This window comes from Microbacterium sp. SORGH_AS_0888, from assembly GCF_030818905.1.
Lineage (GTDB): Bacteria > Actinomycetota > Actinomycetes > Actinomycetales > Microbacteriaceae > Microbacterium.
Window position 1 is genome coordinate 1,443,784 of sequence record NZ_JAUTAZ010000001.1, and the last position, 11,362, is coordinate 1,455,145.

The 11,362-nt window shown below is 73.2% G+C and carries 8 protein-coding genes and 1 pseudogene; 2 read left to right on the forward strand and 7 right to left on the reverse strand.

Annotated features, from left to right (window positions below):
• Nucleotides 1-53 precede the first annotated feature (53 nt).
• The 6 genes and pseudogenes from QE381_RS07080 to QE381_RS07105 all read right to left on the reverse strand — a co-directional run bounded on the left by QE381_RS07080 (nucleotide 54) and on the right by QE381_RS07105 (nucleotide 7,724).
• A complete protein-coding gene (locus QE381_RS07080) occupies nucleotides 54-905 on the reverse strand; it encodes an N-acyl homoserine lactonase family protein (protein ID WP_307216737.1) in 852 nt (283 codons plus the stop codon).
• Entirely contained in the window at nucleotides 902-2,578 is a 1,677-nt protein-coding gene (locus QE381_RS07085) for an allophanate hydrolase (RefSeq protein ID WP_307220433.1), read from the reverse strand. The genes QE381_RS07080 and QE381_RS07085 overlap by 4 nt, the downstream gene beginning before the upstream one ends.
• Nucleotides 2,569-3,690, reverse strand: coding sequence for a carboxyltransferase domain-containing protein (locus QE381_RS07090; protein ID WP_307220434.1), 1,122 nt, complete (start codon nucleotides 3,688-3,690; stop codon nucleotides 2,569-2,571). Before QE381_RS07090 ends, QE381_RS07085 begins: the two co-directional genes overlap by 10 nt.
• Nucleotides 3,691-3,982: 292 nt before the next feature.
• Nucleotides 3,983-6,238 (reverse strand): annotated as a pseudogene (locus QE381_RS07095) (5-oxoprolinase/urea amidolyase family protein); the annotation flags it as partial.
• On the reverse strand, nucleotides 6,187-6,867 hold the full coding sequence (locus QE381_RS07100) for an urea amidolyase associated protein UAAP2 (RefSeq protein WP_307216739.1): 681 nt from the start codon (nucleotides 6,865-6,867) through the stop codon (nucleotides 6,187-6,189). The pseudogene QE381_RS07095 and the gene QE381_RS07100, both read right to left, overlap by 52 nt.
• Before the next feature lie 17 nt (nucleotides 6,868-6,884).
• Nucleotides 6,885-7,724 carry an urea amidolyase associated protein UAAP1 gene (locus tag QE381_RS07105; protein ID WP_307216741.1) on the reverse strand — a complete coding sequence of 280 codons (840 nt, stop codon included), beginning with the start codon at nucleotides 7,722-7,724 and terminating at the stop codon, nucleotides 6,885-6,887.
• Nucleotides 7,725-7,830: 106 nt separating this feature from the next.
• Between QE381_RS07105 and QE381_RS07110 the strand changes: the two genes are divergently transcribed.
• Both QE381_RS07110 and QE381_RS07115 read left to right on the forward strand, forming a co-directional pair.
• The gene (locus QE381_RS07110; protein WP_307216743.1) at nucleotides 7,831-8,490 is read left to right on the forward strand and encodes a TetR/AcrR family transcriptional regulator; all 660 of its coding nucleotides are present in this window, start codon (nucleotides 7,831-7,833) and stop codon (nucleotides 8,488-8,490) included.
• Between the two features lie 145 nt (nucleotides 8,491-8,635).
• Nucleotides 8,636-10,144 carry a sodium:solute symporter family protein gene (locus tag QE381_RS07115; protein ID WP_307216745.1) on the forward strand — a complete coding sequence of 503 codons (1,509 nt, stop codon included), beginning with the start codon at nucleotides 8,636-8,638 and terminating at the stop codon, nucleotides 10,142-10,144.
• Nucleotides 10,145-10,312: 168 nt separating this feature from the next.
• On the opposite strand, the gene QE381_RS07120 is transcribed toward QE381_RS07115, so the two are convergent.
• Entirely contained in the window at nucleotides 10,313-11,323 is a 1,011-nt protein-coding gene (locus tag QE381_RS07120) for a hypothetical protein (RefSeq protein ID WP_307216747.1), read from the reverse strand.
• Nucleotides 11,324-11,362: the final 39 nt, after the last annotated feature.

The following is an 11,362-nucleotide window of genomic DNA, read 5'->3' on the forward strand; positions in this document are numbered from 1 at the left end:
ACCGGTCTCGGCGGCGCAGACTGGTCTCGCGGTCAGGAGAGAGGATGCGGCGATCAGCCGCGGGAGTCGATGATCCGCCGCCACGGCTCCCAGTCCGGGTCGTGAGCCGGCCACACCTCCACGTCCGGCAGCGCATCGAGCTCCGCGAGCCGACGGATCGCCCGATCGGCTTCCGCCGATCCGTCCGGGCCGACGACGGACCCGCAGGGCCGGCAGGCCGCGACGTTGACCCGCAGGTCCGCCGCATCTCCCGCGAGCACGACGGTGCGCCCCGGCAGCTCGACGACCACCGACTGGTGGCCGGGCGTATGCCCCCGGGTGTCGATGACCCCGAGCCCGGACGCCAGCTGCGTGTCACCGTCGAGCAGGACGAGCGTCAGACCCGGCCGGTCGAGATCGTCGCGGAAGAGGAAGTGCGACCGCGCGTCGTCCGTGTCCCGCACGTGCTCCCACTCGCGGCGTTGCAGCAGCAGCGGCTGATCGGGACGGAGCAGGCGCGCGGCACCCGTGTGGTCGAAGTGCGCATGCGTCACGACAGCGGCGGCCAGCTCGCTCCACTCGAGCCCCGCCTCGGCCGCCTGATCGGTCAGGGGGTCCCCGGGCGGGACGATCGGGGTGTAGTTCTCGTAATCGAATCCGGCCACCCGCGCGGCGGCATCCCGCACCCGGCGCGGGTCGAAGCCGCCGTCCACGAGGATCCACCCCCGGTCGAAGACGACCGCGACGGCCGTGACGGGCTCGAGCAGATAGCGAAACCTGCTGCCGCCGGCCACGGACACGGCCTCGGCGATCGGTTCGTACCCGACCACCATCGGCACGAGCGCGCGCGGGCGTCCGTCCACCGCGAGCGCCGGCGACTCCGAGTGCTCGCGGACGGCCGAGCGCACCGCGCCCGGAGCCGTCACCCGACGGCCTTCCGATAGGACCGCCAGCCACCGTGCGCCGTGATGTCCTCCGCCCCCTGCAGCGCAACCGCCTCGCACAGGAACCCCGAGACGCGTCGACCGTCGGACAGCCGTGCCACGCCGACGCCCATCGGCTCCGGCAGGCTTGCGACGAAGCGTCCGAAGCCGGCGGCGGAGAGCCGCCACACCTCCCCCGCGATCGCGGCTCCGCCCGCATCGACCCGTACGAGGCCGGGCTTGGCCGGGGTCGTCGCGAGCGCGTACAGGCGGTAGTCGGGCGAGGTCTCGACATCCGCGACGTAGGAGCCGCCCGCGGCCACGAGCTGGTGGTTCAGCGGCTCACCCCGCAGATGGGCGCCGACCACGAGCAGATCGACGGATGCCGCCCCGATGCGTTCGGCCAGCTGCGCCAGCGCACGATCGGCGAAGGGGGCACCGGTGAGCATGACGCCGAAGGGAAGACCGTCGACGACGCCGGCGGGCACGGCGAGCGCGCTGCGATCGAGGAGATTGGCGAAGTTGGTGAACCGGCCCATCCGGGTGTTCGCCCCGACCGGATCGGCCGCGACCTCGTCCAGCGTGGGATGCCACGTCGTCGTCGGCGTCAGGAGCGCCACGGTCCCGGCGAGCCGGCCCAGGCCCTCGAGTCCGAGCCGCTCGAGCCGCTCGCGGTCACGGAAGTACTCCGCGGCGGTGGCGGTCCCGCCGGCCAGCACGATCCGGGCGACCGTCTCGTCGATCTGGGTCCCCACCAGCTCGGGATGGCCGGCGATGAAATCGCCCACGGCGGCCGTGCGCTCGGCGACGAAGGCCCCGCCGTAGAGGAGGGACGCCGCGTCGAGGAGCGGGGCGATGTCGACCTCGACGATCTCGACTCCGGAGGCCGCGAGGCGCTCGACGACTCCGGCGAACGCCTCCGCCCACCCGGGCGCGAGTCCGTCCAGGTGCTCGGGTGTCGGCACGGCCACGACCGGACGCGCGGAGAGCGGAGGCGTCGGGGCGTCGATCCGGCAGAGCGGGTCCACCCCGTCCGGTCCGGACATGATCTCGATCGCCTCGCGCGCTCGCGGCAGGTCTCGGGCGAAGACCGTGACGCAGTCCAGCGTCCGGCAGGCAGGCACGACGCCCGTCGTCGGAACGAGGCCGATCGTCGGCTTCACCCCGACGATGCCGTTGAGCGCGGCCGGCACGCGGCCGGAGCCCGCGGTGTCGGTGCCGAGGGCGATGTCCACGACACCGAGCGCCGTCATCACCGCGGAGCCGGAGCTGGAGCCGCCCGAGATCCGCCGCGGGTCCCAGGCGCCGCGGACGGCGCCGTAGGGGCTGCGGGTTCCCACGAGCCCCGTCGCGAACTGATCGAGGTTCGTCTTGCCCATCACGACCGCTCCGGCCGCGCGCAGTCGTGCCACGGCGGGAGAGTCGACCGCGGGCTCGTACGCGTACGCGGGACTTCCGGCGGTCGTCGGAAGTCCCGCCACGTCGATGTTGTCCTTGACGGCCACGACCCGTCCGGCCAGCGGCAGCCGCTCACCCCGCGCCGCGCGGCGATCGATGTCGGCCGCCTCGGCGAGCACGTCCGACTCGGGCCGGAGCGAGATCCACGCCTCCGGCCGGTCCACCTCGGCGTTTCGGGCGTACGCGTCGCGCACGCGGGTGACAGCGCTCATGGGCATCCTTCCTCCTGTGTCTCGGGTCCGGGGGCTCCCGGGGCGAGGATGGCGAGCACCTGGCCTGCGGCGACGCGCTCGCCGGGACGCACGAGCACCTGCTGCACGATGCCGGTCTCGGGGGCGACGATCGTGGTCTCCATCTTCATGGCCTCCAGAACGACGACCGCCGTGCCCTTCCCCAGGGCGTCGCCCGCGGCCGCGGCCACCCTCCAGACGGAGGCCGCGAACGGGGCGCGCACGGGCACCGTTCCCGGGGGCAGCGGGACCTCCGCGGCCGCGACCGGAGCCGCATCCATCACCTGCGGGCGGTCGAACTCCCCGGATGCCCGCCACCTCTCCCGCTCGGCGTCGAAGGCGGCTCGCTGCCGCTCCTGGAAGGCCGCGATCGAGGGGGCGTTCTCGGCGAGGAAGCGTTCGTGGTCCGCGAGCGCGAAGCTGCCCGGGATCGTGCGGAAACCGCCCCGGCCCGCCGCCGTCTCGGCCCGCAGCTCCAGGAGCTCCTCGGCCGAGACCGGGTACCAGCGGATGCGGTCGAAGAACCGCAGCGCCCAGGGGTGCTCCTCGAACAGGCCGCCGCGGCGGAAGCGGTTCCAGACCTGCACGGTGCGCCCGACGAACTGGTAGCCCCCGGGGCCTTCCATCCCGTAGATGCAGAGGTACGCGCCGCCGATGCCGACCGAGTTCTCGGCGGTCCAGGTCCGGGCCGGGTTGTACTTGGTGGTGACGAGCCGGTGACGCGGGTCGAGGGGCGTCGCCACCGGGGCGCCGAGATAGACGTCGCCGAGACCGAGCACCAGGTACTCCGCATCGAACACGGTCCGGTACACGTCCTCGACGTCGGGGAGTCCGTTCATCCGGCGGATGAACTCGATGTTCCACGGCGTCCACGGCGCATCGTCGCGAACGCCCGCCATGTACCGCTCGATCGCGAGCCGCGTGGCCGGATCGTCCCACGACAGCGGCAGGTGCACCTCCCGCGAGGGCACGACGAGCTCGCCCGTGGCGGGGAGGTCGTCGTCGAGCTCCTGCAGGAGTCCGACCAGCTGCGATGCGCGCACGACCGAGGCGTCCGTGTGCACCTGCAGCGATCGGATGCCGGGGGTCAGGTCGACCACGCCCCGCCGGCGCCGCGGCCGCGAGCCGTTCCTGCAGCGCGTGCACGCGCATCCGGAGACCGAGGTCGAGCACCTGTTCGCCGAACTCGACGAGGAGGTTGTCGTCGCCGTCGCGGCGGTAGACGACGCGCGGACGGACGATGCGGTCGTCGATCGTCTCCGGCTCGCGGACCGCGATCACCCCGTCGTCGCCGTCGCCGCGTCCGAGGAGCGGGACGGCGTGCGGGGCGCCCGCCGCCTCGGCCTCGCGCACCGGCACGAAGCGGACCGTGTCGCCGGGCCGGAGCTGACCGAGCTTCCACAGCTCGCCACTGGCCACGACGGCCGGGCACACGAAGCCCCCGAGGCTGGGGCCGTCCGGCCCGAGGATGATCGGGGTGTCGCCGGTGAAGTCGAGGGCGCCCACGGCGTAGGGGGTGTCGTGGATGTTGGAGGGATGCAGCCCCGCCTCGCCGCCGTCGCGGCGCGCCCACTGCGGCTGCGGCCCGCTCAGCCGCACCCCGGTGCGTGCGGAGTTGACCTGCACCTCGTACTCGCTGCGGTAGAGCGCGTCGATGTCGGATCGCGTGAAGAACTCGGGCGCGGCGTGGGGACCTTCCGTGACGCCGATGCGCCAGCTCGAGGTCAGCCGGGGGCGCCGGTCGGACGGCGTGGGCCCGCCCGGCGGGCGGTCGGGGTCCGCGTCGCGCGGCCGCAGCACGTCGCCGGCGACGAGCGCGCGGCCGCCGTGCCCGCCGAAGCCGCCCAGCGTGAAGGTCGATGCGCTGCCGAGGTAGTCGGGCACGTCGATGCCGCCGCGGACGGCGAGGTACATCCGGAGCCCGGGACCGGCGGCCTCGCCGATCGTGAGCACCCCGCCGGCCGGCACGGCGATCGGCTCCCACGGCGGGACGGGCAGGCCGTCGAGGCTGACGGCGACGGGGGCACCGGTGACGCAGACGAGTGCCGGCGCGCTGAAACGGAGGACCGGGCCGGTGAGCGTCATCTCCAGGCCCGGGGCGCCGCGGTCGTTCCCGACGGCGAGGTTGGCCTCGGCCAGGGACACCGCATCCATGGGGCCCGAGGGCGGGACACCCACCTGCCAGTACCCGAGCCGGCCGGGCAGATCCTGGACGGTCGTCATGAGCCCGGGCTCGACGACGTCGATGCGCGGGTCGGGGTCCACCGCCCCGTCCAGCGTCCCGGTGTCGTGACGGATCTCGCGCACGCGCGGGTCGAGGGTCGTCTCGCGCAGCATGCCGACACCCGTGACGATGCCGTGCACACGGGTCTCGGCGAGCGCGTCATGGAGGAGGTCGAGCGCGGCGTCCCGATCGTCGGCGTGGGCGATGACCTTCGCCAGGAGCGGGTCGTACTCCGGCGTGACCTCGGTCCCCGCCTCGATCCAGGTGTCGACCCGCACGGTCTCGGGGAAGGACACGGATGTCACGAGCCCGGTCGAGGGCGCATGCCCACGCGCCGGATCCTCCGCGTAGACGCGCGCCTCGACCGCGTGACCGCGCGGCGGGCGCGGCGCGTCGACCAGGTCCCCGGGCAGCGGCCGTCCTGCGGCCACGTCGAGCATGAGGCCCACCAGGTCGATGCCGAACACGGCCTCCGTGACCGGGTGCTCGACCTGCAGCCGGGCATTGACCTCGAGGAAGTACGCCTGCTGCGCGATCGGGTCGTAGACGAACTCGGCGGTGCCGGCCGAACGGTACGAGACGCTCGCGGCGAGCGCGGCGGCGGACTCGTGGAGACCTCGGCGGACCTCGTCGGGCAGTCCCGGGGCCGGGGCCTCCTCGATGACCTTCTGGTTTCGCCGTTGGAGAGTGCAGTCACGGTCGCCGAGGACCGCGACTCTGCCGCGGCCGTCGCCGAGCAGCTGCACCTCGATATGACGCGCGGGCCGCACGAGCTTCTCCACGAACAGGCCGGCGCTCGCGAAGCTCGCCGCCGCCTGGCGTCCGACGGCGTCGAAGGCGCTGCGGAGATCCGCCGCACTCGCGCAGACGCGCATCCCGATCCCGCCTCCGCCGCCGATCGCCTTCAGCATGACGGGGTAGCCGATCGAGGCTGCGACGGCCTCGGCCTCCTCGACGGAGCCCAGCACGCCGCTGCCGGGCAGCAGCGGGACACCGGCTGCGGCGGCCAGCGCCCGGGCGGTGTGCTTGAGCCCGAACGCCTCGAGCTGCTCGGGCGTCGGCCCGACCCACGCCAGGCCCGCGGCCTCGACCGCGCCGGCGGCCTCCGGGTTCTCGGACAGGAAGCCGTAGCCGGGGTGCACGGCGCCGGCGCCGGTGGCTGCCGCCGCCTCGAGCACGGCGTCGATCCGCAGGTAGGAGTCCGCCGCGCGGGCCGGGCCGATCCGCACGGCGGTGTCGGCCTCGCGCACGTGCGGGGCGGCACGGTCGATGTCGGAGTACACCGCGACCGTGCGCAGCCCCCGCTCCCGCGCCGTGCGCACGACACGGCGGGCGATCTCCCCTCGATTGGCGACCAGCAGCGTGTCGAAGCTCACCGCCGCGTCACCAGCATCCGCAAGGGGGTGCAGCTGAAGTCGTTGCACGGGTTGTTCATCTGGGGGCAGTTGGAGACGATCACGAGGACGTCGCGATCGGCGCGCAGCGCGACGCGCTTGCCCGGGGCCGAGATGCCGTCGACGATCCCGAGCGACCCGTCGGCCTCGACCGGCACGTTCATGAACCAGTTGATGTTCGAGACGAGGTCGCGCGCGCCCAGCCCGTGCCTCGCCGCCTCGGCGAGGAAGTTCTCGCGGCAGCCGTGCTGGGAGAGCGTGTGGTGGCCGTACCGGAGGGTGTTGGACTCCTTGCCGCACGCGCCGCCGATCGTGTCCTGCCGTTCCACCTCGTTGCCCACGACCGTCATGAGCGGGCGGCCGAGGTTGCTGCGCAGCACCGTGCCGGTGCGGACGTAGACGTTGCGCTGCCAGGCGATCGTGTCGGCGGCGCTGTAGCGCTCCTGCGTGTCGTCCGCGGCGTAGACCAGGAAGTCGGCGGACTGGTTGCCCCCCACGTCCACGATCGTGAGCACGTCACCGGCGCGGACGACGGCGGACCAGGGCGCGCGGGGCGCCACGCGCTCGTCGAGGACCACCTCGCCGTCGACGAGGGGCTCGGACCAGTCGAGGGGGACGCCGGGGGCGTGGACGGGACGCGGGGGAACGGTGGTGTGCATGGTGTCCTCGTGTCGGGTCAGAGTCCGGCCAGCGCCGCGTAGGCGAGGGTGTTGCGGTAGGCGCGCTCGCGCTCGGGGGAGGCGGTGAACAGCGCATCCGTCTCCGATGTCGGCCGGCCGCGCCAGGCGAGGACCCGCAGCGGCCCGACGACGTAGTCCTCCCGCGGGTCCGCCGGATGGGGGACGTTGGCGATGAGCACGATCAGCGGCAGCTCGGCGACGAGCTCGACGACGGTGCCGGGGCCGGCGGAGCCGAGCCATTCGAGCGCACCGTCCCCGGCGACCCGGACGCCCTGGAAGAACGTGACGGCGGGCGGCAGATCCCGCGTCGTGAGGCCGTGCTTGGCACCGGCCACGCGCAGCAGCCCGTGCCCGGACGGCGAGGGCCCCTCGGGGGCCGCGTCCCCGTAGCGCTCCATGTTCGCGGCGTCGCTGGTCGTGCCGCAGAACGCGTCGTGGTGGCCGGAGGTGTCGGCGACGATCGTCGCGAGCACGCGGCCGTCGCCGGAGAGCAGCGGGTGGCCTTCGCCGAGGTAGGCCTGCCACGGGATCTTCTGCGTGTCGGCGACGTTGAGGCGCTCCCACGGCTCGACCGCGTTGAACAGGAGGACGGCGGCCGACGCGTCGCCGAGGGGGTCGGCGAGACGGATGCGGGTGCCCCGGGCCACGCGCAGATGCGTGTAGCCGCCGGGGGCGACCGTCTCGGCCCAGAGCAGGTCGGCGGCGTCGAGATCGGCCGGGGCGAACGGAGCCGTCTCGGGCGGGAGGTACGGCATCCACTCCGAGGTCGTCGCCCGGGCGCGGGCGTCCGCGCGAGCCGTGCCGACATCACCGAGCGCCTGAGTTCGACCGTCCACGCGAGGCCCTTTCTATCGGTTGACAGTTATTCGACCACGCCCGCGTTTCACCGGTGTTACGTCATGGTGGGCGGATGCTGCCGGCCCGGGCCGATACGGTGAGGGGATGACACCGGGACGGACGGGCAGACCTCGCGCCTCGGGGTCCTCCCCCACCGGCCAGGGCACCCGCGCCGACGTGCTGGCCGCCGCCGCGGACCTCTTCTGCACCCGCGGATACGCGTCGGCGAGCACCCACGCGATCGCCGAGGCCGCCGGCATCCGGCAGGCCTCGCTGTACCACCACTTCGCGCGAAAGGCCGACGTGCTGCTCGCGCTGCTGCTCGACACCGTGCAGCCCTCGCTCGACGTCGCGGCGCAGCTGCTGGCCCGCGACGAGGAGCCGGCCGCGCGCCTGTGGGCGCTGTGCGTCTCGGACGTGCGGCTGCTCGCCTCGGGCCCCCACAACGTCGGGGCGCTGTACCTGCTCCCCGAGGTCTCGGACGAGCAGTTCGCGCCATTCCGGGAGCGCCGCAGCGAGCTCGAGACCGCCTACCGCACGCTGGTCGCGGCCTGCGGCATCGACGCGGCCCAGAGCTGGGGCGGCGCGCAACTGGTGCTCGCCCTGGTCGAGAACGTCATCCTGCAGCGCAAGCGCGGGATCGCCCCGACGGATGCCAAGGCCGCCGAGATCGCCTCCGCCGCCCTGCGCGTGCTCGACCTCGACCGCGCCGTGCGGCAGCGCGCCGCCGACACGGGCGCGCGCATCCTCTCCGCCCTGGACTGATCTCCGGTCCGCGCCGCCCCCGGCCCGGACGAGTTCACAGGAACGTTACACCCGCGAAACCACGGGCGACGCGCGCGTCCCGATGCTTTCTGTCAAGCAATAGAAAGTTCGGTCCCGCATCCGCACCACCGCCTGGGGAGGGCACATGATCGTTCTCGGAGTCGCGCTGACCGTGCTGGTCGTGCTGGTCGTCGGCATCGTCGTCGCCCGCAAGATCGACGGCGACAGCGCCAACTATCTCGTCGCCGGCCGGCGCCTCGGCGCGCCGCTCGTCGCCGTCTCGCTCACGGCGGCGGCCGTCGACGCCAACGCCACGGTGGGCAACACCGACCTCACCTCGCAGTTCGGGTTCTGGTCGGGCGCCTCGCTCGCCATCGGTCTCGCGATCTGCCTGCTCCTGACCGGGCTGTTCCTCGCGAAGCGGATGAACGGGATGCGCCTGTTCACCCTCGGCGACTTCTTCCGTCTGCGCTACAACCGGCCGGTCGAGGTGCTCGCCTCGATCCTCATGATCGTCTCGTTCACGTTCCTGCTGGCCGGGAACCTCGTGGCCTGCGGGTTCCTGCTCGAGCGCTTCGCGAACATCCCCTACGCGTGGGGCGTCGTCATCGCCGTGGCGCTCGTGCTCGCCTACACGATCGCGGGCGGTCTCTTCTCCGACGCCTACACGGCCGCCATCCAGACCACCATCACGGTCATCGCCGCCATCACCCTGCTCGTGTGGGTCGCGATCAGCTACGGCATCGTCATCCCGGAGGGGATGGGGCCGTTCGACCTCGCACAGCTGAGCGACCCGGCCGCGGGCGCCCCGATCAACTGGGCGACGCTCATCTCGCTCGCGATCGGCGACATCGTCGCGATCGACTTCATGCAGCGGGTCTTCGGCGCGAGGAGCCCGAAGGTCGCCCAGCGCTCCTGCTTCTGGGCCGCCGGCCTCACCGCGGCGATCGGGAGCACCTTCGCGATCGTCGCCCTGAGCGTCAGCTCGACCCTGGGCCTCAGCGTCGACGACGGGCCGATCCTCTACTCGCTGCTCGGCGACTACGCGCCGCCTCTCATCGCGATCCTCGTGCTGTCGGGCATCGTCGCCGCGTCCTTCTCGACCGCGTCCGGCGCGATGCTCGCGACCTCGGCGGTCGCGGTGCGCAACATCTTCGCGGTGCGCCGCCACACCGGCACCGACCCCGACCCGCTGCTGCGATGGACGCGGGTCGCCATGGTGCCGTTCGTCGTCGCCGGGTCGTTCCTCGCGATCCAGGTGAGCCAGACCGGCATCCTGCTGACCCTCGCCTTCGACCTCATGCTCGCGTGCCTCGCGGCGCCGTTCCTCATCGGGGTGTTCTGGAAGCGGCCCGGCGTCGTGGCCGCCCTCAGCGCGATCGCGGTCGGATTCGTCGTGCGGATGGTCTTCCTCGCCCTGACCCCGACCCTCTACGGCCTGCCGAACGACATCCTCTACGTCCCGAACGACCTCGTGGGAGCGGAGTTCGACGGCTGGGCGACCCTGGTCGCCGCGGTCATCGGCTTCGGCGTGTACGTCGCGGTGGCCATCGTCTCCCCGCGCCGCTCGACCGAGGCCGACGCCGAGGCGGCGATGCTCGCCGAGCTCGCCGCGGAGCGCGCCGACGCCGAGCCCGTCGCCGAGCCGGCGTGACCGCGGCCGCGGCTCACGGCACGGGTGGCGGGGATGAGCATGCAGTCGGGGGCATACGGGTCGAGCCCGTCGTCGACCGCACGCCGGCCAGCCATGTCCCCCGCGTCCCTCCCGGTGCCGATCGTCAACGGCGCACGCTGGCTCCACGGCCCTGAGCGACGACGGCGTCTACGACCGACGGTCGAGGAGTCGCGCGGGCTCTGCCACCAGCATCCGCTCGATCCGCTCGGCCGGGACGCCCGCGACCCCCAGCGCGGGGACGATCCGGCGCGCGAGGTAGTCGTAGCCGTAGCCGCCGTGGCGGCGCAGCTGCATCTTCGTCCACGTCGACTGCCCCAGCACGTGACGCGCCTCGGGGTTGGCCGCCACGAAGGCGGGGAAGAACGCGAGCCGCTCGCGGTCCGAGGGGTTGTCCATACGACCCTCGTGCACCATCTCGCTGCCGAAGCACATCTCGAGCACCGCGCCGGCGGCCGCGAGGTCGGCCCAGTAGCCCGCATCCATGTACTCGTCCGCGTTCGTGAACACGACACGGCCGGCCGGAAGCCCCTCGGCGCCCAGGATCTCCAGCACCTCGAGTCCGCGGTAGACCTCGTCGTCCAGCCGAACCGACACCGCCGCACCGGTGCGCACGGCGGCGCGACCGGCCGCGCGCAGCTGCTCGCGTTCGCGCGGGGCCAGCGCGTCCGTGGTCCCCATGATGCCGAGCATCCCCGCGCGGTATGCCGTTCCGGGGACGGCGACGGTGAGGGCGGCGACGAAGTGCTCCTCGAGGGTCGCCTCATCGAGCTCCGCGATGTGGGCCGGGACGGTGCGCGGGATGTAGGCGCCGTATGCGACGACGATCGTGACGCCGGCGGCCTCCGCGACGGCCGGCAAGCCCTCGTGGACAGGACCGAGTCCCCAGGAGGAGCACTCGACGAGGGAGCGCTGGCGGGTGGCCCGGAGCGCGGAGAGCTCGGCGACCGCGACGTCGGGATCGTCGAGGCGGAGGTTGTCCGCGAGGGCCAAAGCGTTCCAGCGGAGGTACCCGGTCGTTTCCGGCGAGACGCGATCGTCCGCGGGCGCCGGCTGGGCGCCCGGGCGGTGCAGGCGGGACGAGTCGCTGAGCACGTGGTCGTGCATGCAGGTGACCCCGAGCGCCTCGGCGGGGATCTCTCCCCGAACCGTCTCGATCACGATGCCTCCTCCTTGCGGATCCATTTCTATGGATTTAGG

Coding starts and splice junctions, on each gene's coding strand:
- QE381_RS07085 (WP_307220433.1), bottom strand. CDS start 2,578: ATGCCCATGAGCGCTGTCACCCGCGTGCGCGACGCGTACGCCCGAAAC.
- QE381_RS07100 (WP_307216739.1), bottom strand. CDS start 6,867: ATGCACACCACCGTTCCCCCGCGTCCCGTCCACGCCCCCGGCGTCCCC.
- QE381_RS07110 (WP_307216743.1), top strand. CDS start 7,831: ATGACACCGGGACGGACGGGCAGACCTCGCGCCTCGGGGTCCTCCCCC.
- QE381_RS07115 (WP_307216745.1), top strand. CDS start 8,636: ATGATCGTTCTCGGAGTCGCGCTGACCGTGCTGGTCGTGCTGGTCGTC.